Source organism: Streptomyces sp. NPDC107498 (genome assembly GCF_055582805.1).
In genome coordinates, this window is record NZ_JBVJPE010000002.1 from 250320 (window position 1) to 269183 (window position 18864).

14 protein-coding genes are annotated in these 18864 nt (G+C 71.6%); 9 read left to right on the forward strand and 5 right to left on the reverse strand.

What is annotated here, in order from left to right:
- Positions 1–33: 33 nt before the first annotated feature.
- Complete coding sequence (locus tag ACZ66Z_RS04390) at positions 34–1728, forward strand: FAD-dependent monooxygenase (RefSeq protein ID WP_469932479.1); 1695 nt, start codon at positions 34–36, stop codon at positions 1726–1728.
- Here the strand turns inward: ACZ66Z_RS04390 and ACZ66Z_RS04395 are convergent.
- From ACZ66Z_RS04395 to ACZ66Z_RS04410, 4 genes are all read right to left on the reverse strand, one after another.
- The gene (locus tag ACZ66Z_RS04395) at positions 1705–3354 is read right to left on the reverse strand and encodes a glycosyl hydrolase family 8 (protein ID WP_469932480.1); all 1650 of its coding nucleotides are present in this window, start codon (positions 3352–3354) and stop codon (positions 1705–1707) included. The genes ACZ66Z_RS04390 and ACZ66Z_RS04395 overlap by 24 nt on opposite strands.
- A gap of 108 nt (positions 3355–3462) precedes the next feature.
- A complete protein-coding gene (locus tag ACZ66Z_RS04400; RefSeq protein ID WP_469932733.1) occupies positions 3463–4515 on the reverse strand; it encodes an AI-2E family transporter in 1053 nt (350 codons plus the stop codon).
- 160 nt (positions 4516–4675) lie between these two features.
- The gene (locus ACZ66Z_RS04405) at positions 4676–5113 is read right to left on the reverse strand and encodes a hypothetical protein (protein ID WP_469932481.1); all 438 of its coding nucleotides are present in this window, start codon (positions 5111–5113) and stop codon (positions 4676–4678) included.
- Between the two features lie 96 nt (positions 5114–5209).
- Positions 5210–6484 carry a ricin-type beta-trefoil lectin domain protein gene (locus tag ACZ66Z_RS04410; protein ID WP_469932482.1) on the reverse strand — a complete coding sequence of 425 codons (1275 nt, stop codon included), beginning with the start codon at positions 6482–6484 and terminating at the stop codon, positions 5210–5212.
- 468 nt (positions 6485–6952) lie between these two features.
- Here ACZ66Z_RS04410 and tpx point away from each other — a divergent pair, with 468 nt between their 5' ends.
- Positions 6953–7453 (forward strand): thiol peroxidase, encoded by a 501-nt coding sequence (gene tpx / locus ACZ66Z_RS04415; protein WP_469932483.1) that lies wholly within the window; start codon positions 6953–6955, stop codon positions 7451–7453.
- Positions 7454–7549: 96 nt separating this feature from the next.
- On the opposite strand, the gene ACZ66Z_RS04420 is transcribed toward tpx, so the two are convergent.
- On the reverse strand, positions 7550–7960 hold the full coding sequence (locus tag ACZ66Z_RS04420; RefSeq protein WP_469932484.1) for a Fur family transcriptional regulator: 411 nt from the start codon (positions 7958–7960) through the stop codon (positions 7550–7552).
- A 198-nt stretch (positions 7961–8158) separates the two neighbouring features.
- Here ACZ66Z_RS04420 and katG point away from each other — a divergent pair, with 198 nt between their 5' ends.
- From katG to icmF, 7 genes are all read left to right on the forward strand, one after another.
- Positions 8159–10384: a catalase/peroxidase HPI gene (katG, locus tag ACZ66Z_RS04425; protein ID WP_469932485.1), complete on the forward strand. Its 2226-nt coding sequence runs from the start codon at positions 8159–8161 to the stop codon at positions 10382–10384.
- A gap of 347 nt (positions 10385–10731) precedes the next feature.
- Positions 10732–11247 carry a toxin-antitoxin system HicB family antitoxin gene (locus ACZ66Z_RS04430; RefSeq protein WP_469932486.1) on the forward strand — a complete coding sequence of 172 codons (516 nt, stop codon included), beginning with the start codon at positions 10732–10734 and terminating at the stop codon, positions 11245–11247.
- Positions 11248–11343: 96 nt separating this feature from the next.
- The gene (locus ACZ66Z_RS04435) at positions 11344–12186 is read left to right on the forward strand and encodes a DUF4097 family beta strand repeat-containing protein (protein WP_469932487.1); all 843 of its coding nucleotides are present in this window, start codon (positions 11344–11346) and stop codon (positions 12184–12186) included.
- A gap of 113 nt (positions 12187–12299) precedes the next feature.
- Complete coding sequence (locus ACZ66Z_RS04440; RefSeq protein ID WP_469932488.1) at positions 12300–13277, forward strand: ATP-binding cassette domain-containing protein; 978 nt, start codon at positions 12300–12302, stop codon at positions 13275–13277.
- Positions 13274–14059: an ABC transporter permease gene (locus ACZ66Z_RS04445; RefSeq protein WP_469932489.1), complete on the forward strand. Its 786-nt coding sequence runs from the start codon at positions 13274–13276 to the stop codon at positions 14057–14059. The genes ACZ66Z_RS04440 and ACZ66Z_RS04445 overlap by 4 nt, the downstream gene beginning before the upstream one ends.
- Positions 14060–14259: 200 nt before the next feature.
- Positions 14260–15090 carry a glycoside hydrolase domain-containing protein gene (locus ACZ66Z_RS04450; RefSeq protein WP_469932490.1) on the forward strand — a complete coding sequence of 277 codons (831 nt, stop codon included), beginning with the start codon at positions 14260–14262 and terminating at the stop codon, positions 15088–15090.
- A gap of 220 nt (positions 15091–15310) precedes the next feature.
- A complete protein-coding gene (gene icmF / locus ACZ66Z_RS04455; RefSeq protein WP_469932491.1) occupies positions 15311–18541 on the forward strand; it encodes a fused isobutyryl-CoA mutase/GTPase IcmF in 3231 nt (1076 codons plus the stop codon).
- The last annotated feature ends 323 nt before the right edge of the window (positions 18542–18864 follow it).

The window sequence follows — 18864 nt, forward strand, 5'->3', positions numbered from 1 at the left end:
CCCGTCGGGGGCCGGCCAGTGCTGGAGGCACACGTGACGCACCACCGGAGCACCACCGACGTCCTGATCGTGGGAGCGGGCCCGGTCGGCCTGAGCACGGCCGCCGAGCTGCGCCGGCACGGCGTGCACTGCCGGCTCGTCGACCGGCTGCCCGCCCGTCTCCCGTACGCGAAGGCCGTCGGGATCCAGCCGCGCACCCTGGAACTCTGGGACCGGATGGGCCTGGTCAGGGCCGTGCTCGAGGCCGCCGTGCCGCTGCGCGGCCAGCTGACCTACGTGGACGGCCGCGAGCAGGGCCGCATCGATCTCACGATGCCTCCCGAGGTGCCCTACGGCTTCGCCGCGCTGCCGCAGTACGAGACGGAGCGGCTCCTCGAGCAGTACGTCGCCCGCATGGGGACGGTGATCGAGCGCGGCACGGAACTGCTCTCGTTCGCCCAGGACCGGGACGGGGTCACGGCGCGGCTGCGCACGGCGACGGGCACCGACGAGGAGCTGCGGGTCCCGTACCTGATCGGCTGCGACGGCGCGCACAGCGTCGTCCGGAAGACGCTGGGCCTGTCCTACGAGGGCGGTGCGTTCCAGGAGGAGTACATGCTCGGTGACGTCGTGGCCGACTGGGACGTGCCCGCCGGTTACGGCGTCCGCTCCGTTCGCCGGGCCGCCGACGGTTCCCCCGGTGACGTGCTGGTGTGCGTCCCCCTGCCGGGGGCGGGGCGTTACCGGATGTCGATGAGGCTCCCGCCGGAGCTCTCCGGGGCGTGGGGCGCGTCCCCGGACGCACCGGACGGGGTCGCGCACGGCCCGCAGAACGGCCGGGTCCCCGGGCTCGCCGACCTCCAGGCCGTCGTCGACCGTCTCGCGCCGCGCCCGGCACGGCTGTCGGGACTGCGGTGGTCCTCGGTCTTCCGCATCAGCCACCGGATCGTCGACCGCTACGGCCGGGGCCGGGTCTTCCTGGCCGGGGACGCGGCGCACATCCATCCGCCCACCGGCGCCCAGGGCATGAACACCGGTGTGCAGGACGCCTGCAACCTGGCCTGGAAGCTCGCCCTCGTGGTGCGGCGCGAGGCGGAGCCCGCGCTGCTCGGCACGTACGACGCCGAGCGCCGTCCGGTCGGCGAGGAGGTCGTGGGCCGGACCGTGCGGCACGCCGTACGGGGGATCGAGGCCGACCCGGAGGACCGGAGGACGCTGCTCCTGCGCGAGGCGCAGCTGCTCGTCGGCTATCGGGGCGGTCCGCTCTCCGGCGTTCCGTACGGTCCCGAGGAGGCGCCCCAGCCGGGCGACCGGGCCCCGGACTGCGCGGGCCTGACCACGCCGGTCGCCGCCTATCCGCTGCGGCTCCTCGACGTCCTGCGGGGCCGCGCGGGGCACGTGGTGCTGCTGTACGGGTCGGACGGGGCCGAGTTGGCCCGCGCCGCCGCGGCGGCGCGGGCGACGGGCGGCCTCCCGGCCGTCGTGGTGCTCGCGGCCGGCGCGGACGACTCCGCCGGGCCCGGCGACCCCTCCTGGCCCGGCGATCCCTCCGTGCCCGTGTACCGCGACGCCGCCGGGGAGTTCCGACGCCTCTACCTCCCCGACGGCGCCACCGGTCTCGTGGTCCGTCCCGACGGGCAGCTCGGTGCCCGTTTCCCGCTGTCGGGTGCGGCCGCCGCCCTGAGCGGCTATCTCAGGGCCCTGTCCGTGCGGCCGGACGTCCCGCTACGGGACCCAGTGGTTGCCTGAGGCCGTGATCATGACCTGGAGCTGGATGCTGGCCGAGAAGTAGCTGCTGGTGTCGATCGGGGTCGCCACCATCTTGTTCCACAGGGCGTCCAGCCAGGCCTGGCTGCCGGAGTCGGTCATCGCCGCCACCGCGAACGGGGCGAAGAAGGCGGCCTCGCTTCCCGAGGAGATCGGGGTGCCGTTGAGCTTGTAGCCGACGGCGATCTTGTTCGGGTCGCCGCCGGTCTTCGCCTTGATCCAGCCGTTGACCTTCCGGGCGGCGGCGAGCGACGTGGCGTCGCCGCTGGTCACCGCGTCGTCGGCGATGCGCCACGGCGTGCGGCAGGCGTTCCACCAGTAGGAGCCGTCGTTGGGGTCCTCCAGGACCTGTCCCGGGGCGGGCTTGGGCGTCGTGGCGGTGTCGACGACGAAGTCGGGCAGGAGACCGGTGCCGGAGGCGTAGGCGGACTGGAGGCGGGAGATCTGCGTCTGGTGGGCGCTGCGCACGGCGTCCCAGGTGGTGTCGCCCGAGGCCGCGCGGAAGGCGCGGAAGTGGTCGACCATCCAGTCCGAGGTGCGGGAGACGTAGTAGTACTGGTCGCCCGGGTCGCTCCAGTCGCCGAGCTTCAGGAGCTTGGTCGTGGGGTTGACCTCGTCCTTCTTGATGGCGGCGATGTGCTTGAGCGCGAGGTCCTTGTAGTTGTACGTACCGGTGCTGCCCCACTGCTTGTCGGCGAGGAGCAGGCCGTAGGCCACGTCCATGTCTCCGTCGGTGGCCCCGTCGCCGCCGTTGACGCTCTTGCAGGCGGTGTCCTGCTCGGCGGCGAGGAGGTTCGGGTTGACGGAGGACGGGTGGTCGATCTTCCACTTGACGAGACCGTCGAAGATCTTCTTGGCGTCCGGGTCGGCGCCCGCCATGGTGGCCGCGACGACCATGCCGTAGCCCTGGGCCTCGGCGACGTAGGGGTGGTCGGCGTCGGGCGAGATGACCTGGTACCAGCCGTTGCCGCAGTTCTGGCGGACGAAGGCGGCCTTCCACCGGTTGTAGTAGTCGACGACCTTCTGGTCGAGGGCGGACTGCGTGCCCGAGGGCTTCAGGACGCCAGCGGCGTAGGGCTTGAGGTGGCTGCCGAAGGGGACGGCCGGTCCGCCGCCGCCCCCGCCGGTGCCGGTGGGTGCTCCGTACACCTGGAACTCCCAGAGGGAGTAGCCGTACGCCGTGCCGCGGCCCGTGCCGTACATCCTGACGTACCGTCCGCTGCCGGAGACCGTGAGGTCGTCGGTCGCCCCGTCACCCGTGGTGGTGGAGTAGACGTCGGTCCAGGTCGACCCGTCGGCGGAGGTCTGGATGCGGTACGCCTTGCCGTACGCGGCCTCCCAGTCGAGCTTCACCCGGGAGATCGTGTGGTTCGCCCCGAGGTCGATCCGTATCCACTGCGGGTCGACCCCTTCGACGCTCGCCCAGCGGGTGCCCGCGCTGCCGTCCACCGCGAGGCCCGGTCCGAAGGCCGAGGTCTCGACGGACGAGGCCGTCACCGCCTTTCCGCCGGACACCAGGCCGTCGGCGGCCTGCGCCTGCGGCATGACCGTCAGGGGCAACGCCAGCAGACCCGCGAGCCCGAGAAGCGAGACGCTTCGTCGACGCATGTCAACTCCCTTTCCCTCCATGGCCAATGGTTAGGAAATATTCCTAACCATTGGCCGGGAGAGTAGAGAGGCCGCACCTCCGGCGCAAGACCCCCCGCACGGGCGGACTCAGGTGCGCGCCGTCCGGAGGGCCGTGTGGACCGACCACACCACCGACACCAGCGGCACCGCCACCACCGCGCCCACGACCCCCGCGGCGATCGAGCCCGCGACGACCGAGACGGCCACCACCAGCGGGTGGAGCCGCACCGCCCAGCTCATGACCAGCGGATGGAGCAGGTGCCCCTCGATCTGACCGATGATCACGATCAGCGCGATGACGATGCCCGCCACCAGCGGACCCTTCGAGGCGAGCGCCACGACGGCGGCGATCGCGAGGGCGATCGGCGAGCCGATGAGCGGGACGAAGGCGGCGGAGAACTCCAGGAGGGCGAGGGGCACCGCCAGCGGGACCCCGAGGGCCCAGAGGGCGATGCCGACGAGCACGGCGTTCGTGCCGGCCACCAGGACGATGCCGTGCGTGTAGCCGGTGAAGGTGCGCCAGGCCGCGCGCCCGCCGATGCCCACCCGGCCGCGCACCGACCTCGGCAGCTGCTCCTGGAACCAGGCCCAGTGCCGGTCCCCCGAGTGGATGAAGAACACCGAGGAGAACAGGCCGAGGGCCAGCGTGGCGAAGACGGCGACGACGTGACCGGCTCCGCTCACCGCCGTGCTGAGCAGGGTGGACCGGTGGCTGGAGAGGTAGTCCCCGATCTTGGACTGCACGCTGGAGAGCGTGCCGGGGTCGAGGCGGAACGGCGGCCGTTCCAGCCAGTGCTCGATCCGCCCGACGCCCGTCCGGAACTCGCGCACGAGCGTCGTCCGCTCCCCCGCGACCGCCTCGCCGACCAGCGCGAGCACCCCGAGGACGAGCACGATGCTGCCGATCAGGGTGAGGGCGACGGCCAGCGGGCGGGGCATCAGCCGGGCGACCCGGTCGGCGACGGGCCGGAGCAGCGCGGTGATCACCAGGCCCAGGAAGACGGCCACGCCGATCTCGTGGAAGCGCCCGAGCACCGCGAACAGGCCGTAGACGAGGAGGCCGACGGCGAGCAGCCGCCACGCGTAGGCGGCGGCCGTACGGAGGAAGGGGGAGACCGTCGGGGGTGTGCCTGGCTGCATGGCCATCGACCTACCACCGCCGGCTCGCGGCACCACCCCCGGGGCCCCGGATTCGCCCGACCCGGGCGCGGCATTCGGCCGTCCGGCGAGTTCGGACGCACGGCGGGGTGCGCCACCGCCGGACCCGCGACCCCGTCGCCCTTGTGCCGGGGTGGCGGATTCAGCCGCCGGTGAGCAGCATCGCGAGGGCCACCGGGCCGAGCAGCGCGAGGTACGCGCACGCGTGGACCCGGTCCGGGATCCGGGACGGGCGGCGGCGGCGGAGGAGGACGGTGATGACCGGCAGGGCTCCCAGGAGCAGTGCCCCCGCCGCGTACGGATCGACCAGGCCGACCAGGCCGGGGGCGGCCGGGGGCGGGGACGGCCGGGGGCGGGGAGACCCCGACGGCCGGGAGCGCCACGGCGAGGGTGAGCGGGTCGGCCAGCGCGGTCGCGACCCGCAGGGGTGACCGGCCCGGCGCATCGCGGGGACGGTCATCACGCTGCCGCCGACGCCGAGGAAGGCGGCGACCGCGCCGACCGGGGCGCCGGCGCCGGCCGGCAGCGGCCGCGGGGGCCGCGCCGGTTCCGCGCCCGGCCGGGTCGCGGCGCGGAGCAAGCCGGGGCGGAGCAGCAGGTCGAGGGCGGTCAGGGCGGTGTACGCGACGAACGCCCAGCGGACGAGGGGCGGACGCGGCCCCCGGCCCTCACGCGCTCAACGGGTCACCTTCCACTTCTGGTTGGCGCCGCCGGAGCAGGTCCAGATCTGGAGCCTGGTGCCGTTGGCGGAGCTGTTCCCGGTGGCGTCCAGGCACTTGCCGGACTGCGGGTTCACCACGTCCCCGGCCGCGTTGGCGGTCCAGCGCTGGGCTCCCGTGCCGTTGCACTCCCACAGTTGGACGGGGGTGCCGTCGGCCGTGCCGGCGGAGGCGACGTCGAGGCACTTGCCGAGCGCGCGGACGGTCCCGTCGGCCGCGAGGGTCCACTGCTGGGCGGCGGTCCCGTTGCAGTCGTAGAGCTGGACGGGGGTGCCGTTCGCGGTGTTCGCGCCGGCCACGTCGACGCACTTGCCGCCGAGGCCCGTGATCGGCCCGCCGGTGGCGGGGGCGTCGGCGGTGGTGACGCGGACGTGGTCGACGACGAGCTGCTTCGGGAAGGTGGTGGACGCGTCCGGGTCGCCGGGCCAGTAGCCGCCGACGGCCAGGTTGAGGATGAGGAAGAAGGGCTTGTCGAAGACCCAGGTCCGGCCGCCGAGGTCGGCGGGCGTGCGGGTCTGGTAGACCGTCCCGTCCACGGACCAGCTGATCAGGCCGGGCGACCAGTCCACGGCGAAGGTGTGGAAGGCGTCGGCGAAGGCCTGTCCGCCGGGCAGGGTGTAGGGGGCGCCGATGCCGCCGGAGCCGGAGTAGCCGGGGCCGTGCAGGGTGCCGTGCACGGTGGACGGTTCGAAGCCGACGTTCTCCATGACGTCGATCTCCCCCGAGTTCGGCCAGCCGACCTGGCCGATGTCGTTGCCGAGCATCCAGAAGGCGGGCCACATGCCCTGGCCGCGCGGCACCTTCATGCGGGCTTCGACGTGACCGTACCGCGTGGTGAACCTCCCGGCGGTGTTGAGCCGCGCGGAGGTGTACTCGCAGCGCCCGTACCAGCACGGGTAGTTGCCCGGGTTCTCCTTGCGGGCGGTGATGACCAGGTGACCCTGCCCGTCGAGCGCGGCGTTGGCGTTGCCGGCCGTGTAGTACTGGCGCTCGTGGTTGTTGACGTTGTCGCCGGTCTCGATCTGCCACCGAGCGCCGTCGACGGCGGAGCCGGCGGGACCGTCGAAGTCGTCGGAGAAGGTGACGGCGGCCGTCCCGGCCACGGGCCGGAGCGCCTCGCGCGGTTCCGTGGCCGGGCCGAGCGCCGCGACGGCCAGGGCGAGCGCGAGGGCCGTCACGGCGGAGGACAGGGGGCGCAGTCGTGAGCGCGTTCGTGAGCGGGAGGAGGTCATGGGGCTCTCTTCCGTCGGCTGTGGGGGGTGCGGCGGGGGTCCACTTCACCGCACCCATGATTTAAGGAGTGAAGGAAGTGGCCGTCAAGAGGTGTGACGTCCCTTCCGACTCCCTTCGCAGCAGCGGGAGTTGCCCGCGCGGGTGGGGATCACCCAGGCGACGAAGAGGCTGTTCGCGCCCGCGGGCCGGGCCGTTTCGGCGGGCTTCCCGCGTTCGCCATCGCGTACCCCGGGTGACCGCGCGGCACGTCGGAGCCGACTTCGTCGACGGGCCCGGCGCGGCTCCGGCGCGGCCGGGCCCGGGGGTGGCGACGAGGACGGCCGGACGGTCGACGACCCTCACCGGGGGCGGCTTGCCGTTCAGGCGTGCGAACGGTCCGGGAAAGGCCTCGGCGGCCCGTGTCGTCGGGACGGGCCCGCCTTCCGTACGATTCACCCGTTGCCACTCGTACGTCTGAAGGAGATCCCATGGCCCAGGTCACGCTGAAGGGCAGCCCCGTACAGGTCAACGGCGCTCTGCCGGCCCCCGGCAGCCAAGCCCCCGACTTCACGCTCGTCGCCGAGGGGCTGGCGGACAAGTCCCTCAAGGACTACGCCGGTCTGCGCAAGGTCCTCAACATCTTCCCGAGCGTCGACACGCCGACGTGCGCCTCCTCCGTCCGCGCCTTCAACGAGAAGGCCGGGCAGCTGGACAACACGGTCGTCCTCTGCATCTCCGCCGACCTGCCCTTCGCCCAGGCCCGCTTCTGCGGCGCCGAGGGCCTGGAGAACGTCAAGAGCCTCTCGACGCTCCGCGGCCGCGAGTTCCACACCAACTACGGCGTGGAGATCGCGGACGGGCCGCTCGCCGGTCTGACGGCCCGCGCCGTCGTCGTCCTCGACGAGAACGACACGGTGCTGCACGCGCAGCTCGTGGGCGAGATCGCCGACGAGCCGAGCTACGACGAGGCGCTCGCCGCCCTGAAGTAGTCCTCGGCGGCCCCCGGCGGTCCTCGCCGGCGCGGGGCGCGAAGGAGCCCTCCACCGACACCGGTCGGCGGAGGGCTCCTTCGCGTTCACCGCCGCTCAGGCGCAGCCCGGACAGAGCCCCCGGTAGACCACGTCCGCCTTCGACACCGCGAAGCCGAACCGCTCCGCCGACGGAAGGACCGCGAGCGGGTCCCCCGAGGGGCGGACGTCGCGGATGAGCCCGCAGTTCGAGCAGACCAGGTGTTGGTGCGCGTGGTGCGCGTTCGGGTCGTAGCGCTTGGCCCGCCCGTCCACGGAGAGCTCCACGACCTCCCCGAGGGCGACCAGTTCGCCGAGGGTGTTGTAGACCGTCGCCCGCGCGATCTCCGGCAGGCGCTCCACCGCGCGCGCGTGGACCTCGTCCGCCGTGAGGTGCACGTGCTCCCCGGCCAGGACCTCCGCGACGACGCGGCGCTGGGACGTCATCCGCCAGCCCCGAGCGCGTAGGCGCTCCAGCAGGTCACTCATCTCTCACCTCGGCGGCATCGGCAAACTTGGGTTTCTTCTTGACTTGGACAAGGTCCATCGTAGGATCGGTTTCGTAAATGGCCAAGGGACAGGAAGACTCCAGCACGGCGGGAGAAGCACACGTGACACCCGCGCCAGGCCCGTCCGCCGAAACGCACTTCCTGAGCACAGTGATCCGCCATGTCCGGAAGGATTTCCATGTCTGAGAACCACGACGCGATCGTCACCGACCCGAAGGCGGAGGGCGCAGGCGGCTGCCCCGTCGCGCACGGGCGTGCCGCCCACCCCACCCAGGGCGGCGGCAACAGCCAGTGGTGGCCGAACCGGCTGAACCTGAAGATCCTCGCCAAGAACCCCGCCGTGGCCAACCCGCTCGGTGAGGACTTCGACTACGCGCAGGCCTTCCAGGGCCTCGACCTGCCGGCCGTGAAGCAGGACATCGCCGAGGTCCTGACCACCTCGCAGGACTGGTGGCCCGCGGACTTCGGCCACTACGGCCCGTTCATGGTCCGCATGGCCTGGCACAGCGCCGGCACCTACCGCATCAGCGACGGCCGGGGCGGCGCCGGCGCCGGCCAGCAGCGCTTCGCGCCGCTGAACAGCTGGCCGGACAACGGCAACCTGGACAAGGCGCGCCGCTTGCTGTGGCCGGTGAAGAAGAAGTACGGCCAGAGCCTCTCCTGGGCCGACCTCATGATCCTCGCGGGCAACGTCGCCCTGGAGTCGATGGGCTTCGAGACCTTCGGCTTCGCCGGCGGCCGCGCGGACGTGTGGGAGCCCGACGAGGACGTCTACTGGGGCCCGGAGACCACCTGGCTCGGCGACGAGCGCTACACCGGCGACCGCGAGCTGGAGAACCCGCTCGGCGCGGTGCAGATGGGTCTCATCTACGTCAACCCGGAGGGCCCCAACGCCAATCCGGACCCGATCGCCGCGGCCCGCGACATCCGCGAGACCTTCCGCCGGATGGCGATGAACGACGAGGAGACCGTCGCCCTCATCGCCGGTGGCCACACCTTCGGCAAGACGCACGGCGCCGGCCCGGCGGACCACGTCGGCGCCGACCCCGAGGCCGCGCCGCTGGAGGCCCAGGGCTTCGGCTGGAAGAGCTCGTACGGCACCGGCAAGGGCGCCGACGCGATCACCAGCGGCCTGGAGGTCACCTGGACCGCGACGCCGACCCAGTGGGGCAACGGGTTCTTCAAGAACCTCTTCGAGTACGACTACGAGCTCACCAAGAGCCCGGCCGGCGCCCACCAGTGGGTCGCGAAGAACGCCGAGGCGATCATTCCGGACGCGTACGACCCGGAGAAGAAGCACCTTCCGACGATGCTCACCACCGACCTGTCGCTGCGCTTCGACCCGGTCTACGAGCAGATCTCCCGGCGCTTCTACGAGAACCCGGAGGAGTTCGCGGACGCCTTCGCCCGCGCCTGGTACAAGCTCACCCACCGCGACATGGGCCCGGTCGTGCGCTACCTCGGCTCCGAGGTCCCGTCCGAGGTGCTCCTCTGGCAGGACCCGCTGCCGGAGCGTTCGGGCGAGCTCGTCGACGCCGCGGACATCGCCTCCCTCAAGGAGAAGATCCTCGGCTCGGACCTGACGGTCACGCAGCTGGTCTCCGCCGCCTGGGCCGCCGCCTCCTCCTTCCGCGGCAGCGACAAGCGCGGTGGCGCCAACGGCGGTCGCATCCGCCTGGAGCCGCAGCGCAACTGGGAGGTCAACAACCCGGACGAGCTGGCGCAGGTGCTGCGCGTCCTGGAAGGCGTCCAGGAGTCCTTCAACTCCGCCCAGAGCGGCGGGAAGCAGGTCTCCCTCGCCGACCTCGTCGTCCTCGCGGGCGTCGCGGCGGTCGAGAAGGCGGCCGCGGACGCCGGTCACGCCGTCGAGGTGCCCTTCACCCCGGGCCGCGTGGACGCCACCCAGGAGCAGACGGACGTCGAGTCCTTCGCCGCCCTGGAGCCCGCCGCGGACGGCTTCCGCAACCACCTGGGCAAGGGCAACCGCCTGCCGGCCGAGTACCTGCTCATCGACAAGGCGAACCTGCTCACCCTGAGCGCCCCCGAGCTGACCGTCCTCGTCGGCGGTCTGCGCGCCCTGGGCGTGACCCAGCCGCAGTCCTCGCTCGGCGTCCTCACCGAGACGCCCGGCAAGCTGACGAACGACTTCTTCGCCAACCTGCTGGACCTGGGCACGGAGTGGAAGTCCACCTCCGAGGACCAGACCACCTTCGAGGGCCGTGACACCGCCACCGGTGCGGTCAAGTGGACCGGCAGCCGCGCCGACCTGGTCTTCGGCTCCAACAGCGAGCTGCGCGCGCTGGCCGAGGTCTACGCGAGCGACGACGCGAAGGAGAAGTTCGTGAAGGACTTCGTGTCGGCGTGGGACAAGGTGATGAACCTGGACCGGTTCGACATCGCCTGATCCTCGGCGCCGATTCTCGGCGCGACCCCGGGGCCGGCCCGGGTGGCTTCCACGCCACCCGGGCCGGCCTCTTTCGTGCTCCGCCCCCGAGCCCGCCCCATGGCACCGTGCACCACCACATGGCACCGTGCACCACCACATGGCGCCATGCGGCGCCACATGGCGTCATGTGGCGCCACATGGCGCCACTCGACACCCCCCATCGCGGTCGCACCCACCTGGCGCCATCATCGCCTCACGAGACGTCACGAAGTTTCCGCAGGTCAGAACCGGTGTACAGGGAGAAGATTCCCCTGACCCCCTTGAGGCACTTGCGCATGGCGCCAGAGTGGTGCCATGATGACGTCATGGACCTCACCCCGTATGTCGAGAACCTCCGCCGCGAGCTCGCGGTGGCTGCCGAAGCCGGCGGCGAGGAGGCGCGCGAACTGGCCGAGCGGCTCACCACTCCCCTGGAGTCGGCGGTTCGGCTGACCCTGCTCAACGCGCTCTCCGCCGCGACGGACGAGATCACCCGTGAACTCGCACCCGGTTCGGTCGACGTACGGCTCCGGGGCCTCGACCCCGACTTCGTGGTGACGCTCCCGCTCGTCGGCGGCGCCCCCGCGGAACCGGACACCGCCACCGAACCGCTCCCGGCCCCGGCTCCCGCCGAGGGCGACGAGGGGGGCACCGCCCGCGTCAACCTGCGCCTGCCGGCCCACCTCAAGACCCGCGCCGAGGAGGCGGCGGCACGCGAGGGCCTGTCGGTCAACGCCTGGCTGGTACGGGCCGTTTCGGCCGCGGTCGGCGGCGGCACCCGGCCGCGTGCGCCGGAGAAGCCCCAGAGCGTCGGACAGAGCATCACCGGCTGGGTGCGCTAGCCGCGCCCCGGGCCCCACCGCTCCACCCGCACCACCTCACCCACACCACGTCCCACCTGCGGGGACGATCTGAAGACTCAAGAGGACGGGACAGCCATGCCTTCTTTCGACACCCCCGAACCGATCTCGGCCACGGCGCGCGTGGAGGCCGGTTCCATCCAGTTCATCGCGGGCGACCGCACCGACACCGTCGTCGAGGTGCGGGCGCGCAACCCGAAGAAGGACCTGGACGCGCGGGCCGCGGACCAGACGGAGGTCACGTACGCGAGCGGCGCGCTGACCGTCAGGACGCCGAAGTCCAGCATGTTCGGCCGCACCGGCGTCGTCGACGTCACGGTCGAACTGCCCGCCGGCTCGCGGATCGACATGACCGGCGCCTGGACCCAGGTGCTCGGCGAGGGCCGGCTCGGCGAGGTCCGCGTGAAGACCTCGTCGGGTGACGCCCGCTTCGACACCACCGGGCCGCTGCACCTGATCGCGTCGCACGGCTCGATCACCGTGGACCGGGTCGAGGGCAAGGCCGAGATCACCACGAGCTCGGGCAGCCTGCGCGTCGGCCTCGTCGACGGCGCCGCCGTCCTGAAGAACTCGCACGGCACCACGACCATCGGTGCCGCGACCGGCGACCTGCGGGTGAGCGGCGCCAACGGCGACATCGAGATCGGCCGCGCCGAGGCCTCGGTCTCCGCCACCACCGCCCACGGCACCCTGCGCGTCGGCGAGGTGGCGAGCGGCACCGTCCAGCTGGAAACCTCGTACGGCGCCATCGAGGTCGGCATCCGCGAGGGCGTGGCGGCCTGGCTCGACGCCCACTCGACCTCCGGCCAGGTGCGCAACGGGCTCACCGCGTCCGAGACCCCGGGGAAGGCGGAGGACACCGTCGAGGTCCGCGCCCGCACCCGCCACGGCAACATCGACATCCGCCGGGCCAAGGCCTGAGCGCCACCTCCGCGCCCGGTCACGCACCTCCTTCTTCTCCTCTCCTTCCCCCTTCCCCTTCCCCCTTCCTCTCTTCTCTTCTTCCCCTCTCCACCCTTCGATCGGAGGGCCCCATGCCTTCTTCTGTCATGCCCATGACCAACCCGGCGATCGCGGTGAGCGGTCTGCGCAAGTCCTACGGTGACAAGACCGTCCTCGACGGCATCGACCTGCACGTCCCGGCGGGTTCGGTCTTCGCCCTGCTGGGCCCGAACGGGGCGGGCAAGACGACGGCGGTGAAGATCCTGTCCACCCTGATCACGGCCGACGGCGGACAGGTGCGCGTCGGCGGCCACGACCTCACCACCGAGGCGCAGGCGGTGCGGGCCGCGATCGGGGTGACGGGGCAGTTCTCCGCCGTGGACGGCCTGATCACGGGCGAGGAGAACATGCTCCTGATGGCGGACCTGCACCACCTGCCGAAGCGGGAGGGCCGGCGGGTGGCGGCCGAACTGCTGGAGCGCTTCGACCTGAAGGAAGCGGCGAAGAAGCCGGCCTCCACCTACTCGGGCGGCATGAAGCGCCGCCTGGACATCGCGATGACCCTGGTCGGCAGTCCCAGGATCATCTTCCTGGACGAGCCGACCACCGGCCTGGACCCGCGCTCCCGGCACACCATGTGGGGCATCATCCGCGAACTGGTCACCGGCGGGGTCACCGTCTTCCTCACCACCCAGTACCTGGAGGAGGCCGACCAGCTCGCCGACCGCATCGCCGTCCTGAACGACGGAAAGATCGCCGCCGAGGGCACGGCCGAGGAACTCAAGCGCCTGATCCCCGGCGGACACGTCCGGCTGCGCTTCACCGACCCCGCCGCCTACCGCGCCGCGGCCACCGCCCTGACCGACGCGGCACGCGACGACGAGGCCCTGGCCCTGCACCTGGCCGGCGACGGAAGCCAGCGCGCACTGCGTTCCGTCCTCGACCGGCTGGACTCCACGGGCGTCGAGGCGGACGAACTGACCGTGCACACGCCCGACCTGGACGACGTCTTCTTCGCCCTCACCGCCCCCGCCGCCGTTCCCGCCCAGCCGAAGGAGTCCGCCCGATGAGCACCCTGCCCCTGGCCGCCCGTGACACCACCACGATGCTGCGCCGCAACCTGCTGCACGCCCGCCGCTACCCCTCCCTGACCCTGAACCTGCTGCTCACCCCGGTCATGCTCCTGCTGTTGTTCGTCTACATCTTCGGCGACACGATGAGCGCGGGCCTGGGCGGCGGCGACCGCTCCGACTACCTCGCCTACCTCGTCCCCGGCCTGCTGCTGATGACCATCGGCTCCACCACCATCGGCACCGCCGTCTCCGTCTCCAACGACATGAGCGAGGGCATCATCGCCCGGCTGCGCACCATGGCCATCCACCGCGGCTCGGTCATCACCGGCCACGTCATCGGCAGCGTCCTGCAGTCCGTGATCAGCGTGCTCCTGGTCGGCGCGGTCGGGGTCGCGATCGGTTTCCGCTCCACGAACGCCACCGCCCTGGAATGGCTCGCGGCCCTGGGCCTGCTGGTCCTGTTCGCCCTGGCCCTGACCTGGATCGCGGTCGGGATGGGCATGGTCAGCCCGAACGCCGAGGCCGCCAGCAACAACGCCCTCCCGCTGATCTTCCTCCCGCTCGTCTCCAGCACCTTCGTCCCGGTCGAGCAGATGCCCGGCTGGTTCCAGCCCATCGCCCAGTACCAGCCCTTCACCCCCGCCGTCGAAACCCTCCGCGGCCTGCTCCTGGGCACCGAGATCGGCCACAACGGCTGGCTCGCCCCGGCCTGGTGCCTCGCCCTCGCCGCCCTCGGACACCTCTGGACCAAGAAGGTCTTCAACCGCGATCCCAAGTGACCGGGACACACCGAACGGCCCGGCTCCCCAGGGCGGCGCACACCGACACCACGTCGGCGTGCGCCACCCGTCGTGGAGCGGGGCGAAGGCTTCGTGCGGCAGCGCGGCACGGCACCGGCCGGGGCCGTCCGGTCCCGGTGCCTCCGGATAGAGTGGGCGGGCTCCGGAGGGCCGGAGCCTGATTCTGCATGGGGTGGGGAATGGCGAAGCACCGGCTGTCCAGAAAAGGCCGCTACGCGGCGCTGACGGTGACGGCCGTCGCGGTCGTGGCGGGTGCCGGGGTCGCGGCGCAGACCTCCATGGCGGCCACGGCGTGGCCGGCGCAGCGGACGTACACGGGCCGGGCGTTCGACGCGTGCACGGCGCCCTCGCTCACCGCGATGAAGGCGTGGAAGAAGGACGCGTACTACGGCGGCGTCGCGGTCTACGTCGGCGGGAAGAACCGCGGCTGCGCCCAGCCCAACCTGACCAGGTCGTGGGTGAAGTCGATCGACACGCTCGGCTGGCGGGTCATCCCGCTCTACGTCGGCGCCCAGCCGCCCTGCCAGAAGAGCGGGAACAAGGAGAGGTTCACCGCGGCCACCGCGGCCTCGGTCGGGGCGAGCAACGCCAACGACGCGGTCGCCAAGGCCTCGGCGCTCGGCATGAAGCCCGGCAGCCCGGTCTACCTCAACATGGAGCCGTACGACACCGCCGACAAGGCGTGCAACGACGCCACCCTCACCTACGTGCGGTCCTTCACCAAGACCCTGCGCGCCAAGACCTACCGCGCCGGTCTCTACGGCTTCAGCAGCTCCAGCGCCAAGGCCGTCGCCACCGCGAAGAACCGCACGGACCTGCCGGGCAACCTCTGGTACGCCCTGTGGGACGGCCAGGAGACCACGACCAGGGACTGGCCCTGGGACCCGAAGCTCTACACCGACCACAGCCGCGGCCACCAGTACAAGGCGAACAGCCGGGAGACCCGCGGCGGCTCCACCCTCACCGTCGACCGCAACGCCTGGGACGCCCCGGTCGCCATCATCGGCTGACCGACGCCGCGAGCACCGACCGACCGGCGCCGCGGTCAGCGACGATCACGGCGCCGGGCAGGCCCTCTCGGGGCGTCCGGAGGGGGCGGGATCTGCGGGGGCCCGGCCGACGGGTCCGACGCGCCGGTGTGGATCCGGTCACACGGGTCCCTCCTTCTGCAAAACTAGTAGGACGTCCTACTATCTGTGGGGTCCCCCTCACCTCCCCGGGAAGGTCCACATGACCGCTCTGCACCGGCCCGTGCACCCCGTCCGCCTGGTCACCGCCTCGGCGCTCTTCGACGGACACGACGCCTCGATCAACATCATGCGGCGGATCTTCCAGTCCCAAGGCGCCGAGGTGATCCACCTCGGGCACAACCGGTCCGTGCAGGAGGTGGTGGACGCGGCGCTCGAGGAGGACGTGCACGGCGTCGCGGTCTCGTCCTACCAGGGCGGGCACGTGGAGTACTTCGAGTACCTGGTCCAGTCGCTGCGCGAGCGCGGCGCGGACCACATCCGTGTGGTGGGCGGCGGGGGCGGCGTCATCGTGCCCGAGGAGATCACCCGGCTCCGCAACAGCGGGGTCACCATCTTCTCCCCCGAGGACGGCCAGCGGATGGGCCTCACCGGGATGATCAACTCGGTGATCGAGCAGTGCGACTTCGACCTCTGGGACGGCGGGCCGGCCGACGCGGCGGCGGTCCTCGCGGGTGACCGGTTCGCGATCGCCCGCGCCATCACCGGCGCCGAGCTCGGCAAGCTGTCCCCCGACTTCCTGGACCGGCTGCGCACCGCCGCGGCGGCACGCGTCACGCCCGTCCTCGGCATCACCGGCACCGGTGGCTCCGGCAAGTCGTCGCTGACCGACGAGCTCGTCCGCCGGCTCCGCGTCGACCAGCAGGACAAGCTGCGCATCGCGGTGATCGCGGTCGACCCGACCCGCCGCCGGGGCGGCGGCGCGCTGCTCGGCGACCGGATCAGGATGAACTCCCTCGACGGGGACCGGATCTTCTTCCGCAGCCTGGCCACGCGCGGCAGCCACGAACTGCCCGAGCACCTGGCCGATGTGATCGACGTCGTCAAGGCCGCCGGGTTCGACCTGGTGATCGTGGAGACGCCGGGCATCGGCCAGGGCGACGCGGCGATCGTGCCCTTCGTCGACACCTCGCTGTACGTGATGACGCCGGAGTTCGGCGCCGCCTCGCAGCTGGAGAAGATCGACATGCTCGACTTCGCCGACGTCGTGGCCATCAACAAGTTCGAGCGGCGCGGTGCCAAGGACGCCCTGCGCGACGTCGCCCGTCAACTGGTCCGCAACCGCGAGGCGTTCGACAAGAGGCCCGAGGACATGCCGGTCTACGGCACCTCGGCGGCCACCTTCAACGACGACGGCGTCACCGCGCTCCACCAGCACCTCAAGACCGCCCTCGCCGAGCGGGGGCTCGCCCTCGGCCGGGGGACCCTGGCGCCGGTCGACGTGCGCCACTCCTCCGGCATCCGGCAGGTCGTGCCCGCCGACCGGGTCCGCTACCTCACCGAGATCAGCGAGACCGTCCGCACGTACCACGCGGAGACCGAGCGCCTCGTCGAGGCGGCGCGCCGGGTGCAGCGCCTGGACGCGGTCAAGGCCGAGCTCGCCCGGGCCGAGTACGACGACGCCGGCGTGGACGCGCTGCTCACGGACGCCCGCAAGCGGCTTCCGCACGAAGTGGCGGACCAGATCGAGAAGTGGCCGGCCGTCGTGGAGTCGTACTCCGGCGACGAGCAGGTCGTGCGGATCCGGGACAAGGAGATCCGCACCAAGCTGACCCGCGAGTCCCTGTCCGGCAACAAGATCCCGCGCGTGGCCCTGCCCCGGTTCACCGATCACGGGGAGCTGGTGCGCTTCTGGCGCGGCGAGAACCTGCCCGGTCACTTCCCCTTCACCGCGGGGGTGTTCCCCTTCAAGCGCGACGGCGAGGACCCCGCGCGGATGTTCGCCGGCGAGGGCGACCCGTTCCGTACCAACCGGCGGTTCAAGCTGTTGTCCGAGGGCCAGCCGGCCACCCGGCTCTCCACCGCCTTCGACTCGGTCACGCTGTACGGCCGCGACCCCGGCGAGCGCCCCGACATCTACGGCAAGGTCGGCACCTCCGGCGTCTCGGTCGCGACCCTCGACGACATGAAGGCGCTCTACGACGGCTTCGACCTGATCGCGCCGACGACCTCGGTGTCCATGACGATCAACGGCCCGGCCCCGACGGTCCTCGCGTTCTTCCTCAACACGGCCGTCGACCAGCAGATCGACCGGTTCCGCGCCGCCGAGGGCCGCGAGCCCTCCGCCGACGAGGTCGCCGAGCTGCGCGCCCACGCGCTCGCCACCGTGCGCGGCACGGTCCAGGCGGACATCCTCAAGGAGGACCAGGGCCAGAACACCTGCCTGTTCTCCACCGAGTTCTCGCTGCGGATGATGGCCGACATCCAGGAGTGGTTCATCGCGAACAAGGTCCGCAACTTCTACTCGGTGTCCATCTCCGGCTACCACATCGCCGAAGCCGGCGCGAACCCGATCAGCCAGCTCGCCTTCACGCTCGCCAACGGCTTCACGTACGTCGAGACCTACCTGGCCCGCGGCATGGACGTCGACGACTTCGCCCCGAACCTGTCGTTCTTCTTCTCCAACGGCATGGACCCCGAGTACTCCGTCCTCGGTCGCGTCGCCCGCCGCGTCTGGGCGGTGGCGATGAAGGAGAAGTACGGCGCCAACGAGCGCTCCCAGAAGCTGAAGTACCACGTCCAGACCTCCGGACGCTCCCTGCACGCCCAGGAGATGGACTTCAACGACATCCGCACCACCCTCCAGGCGCTCATCGCCATCTACGACAACTGCAACAGCCTGCACACCAACGCCTACGACGAGGCCGTCACCACCCCCACCGAGGAATCGGTGCGCCGCGCCCTGGCCATCCAGCTGATCATCAACAGGGAGTGGGGCCTGGCGATGAACGAGAACCCCCTCCAGGGGTCGTTCATCATCGACGAGCTCACCGACCTGGTCGAGGAGGCCGTGCTCCAGGAGTTCGAGCGCATCAGCGAGCGCGGCGGCGTGCTCGGCGCGATGGAGACCGGTTACCAGCGCGGTCGCATCCAGGACGAGTCGATGCTCTACGAGCAGCGCAAGCACGACGGCACCCTGCCCATCATCGGCGTCAACACCTTCCGCAGCCCCCACGCGGACACCGCCGAACCCGTCACCGTCGAACTCGCCCGCGCCACCGAGCACGAGAAGCGGTCCCAGCTGGAGCGGGTGCAGGACTTCCAGACCCGCCACCACGACCACGCCCACGCGGCCCTGACCGCCCTCAAGGAGGCCGCGGTCAGCGGCGAGAACGCCTTCGCCGTCCTCATGGACGCCGCCCGCGTCTGCACCCTCCAGCAGATCACCGAGGCGTTCTTCGAGGTGGGCGGCCAGTACCGCCGCAACGTCTGACGCGTTCCCGCGCCGTGCGCGGGCGTGCCCGGTCCGGCCCGGCGGAGCTCCGCCGGGCCGGACCGCGTTTGTCGGCCGGTTCCAGCCGATCGACGGACAAGGAGCCGTTGCGTCAGAGAAAGGAAAAGTCCGCTACAGGGAATCGACAGGGAACGGCCTTTTCCTTGCCCGGTGCCGCGCGCGCGAAATACATTCACCCCACTCGAGACAGGGGTGACATGACACGCGAATTCGGCGGAACCACACGAGCACTCTCCTCGGAGACGGACCTTTCGGCATGCGAGGGCATCGCATGCCGTGGCGGAATTCCGGAATCACGGCGT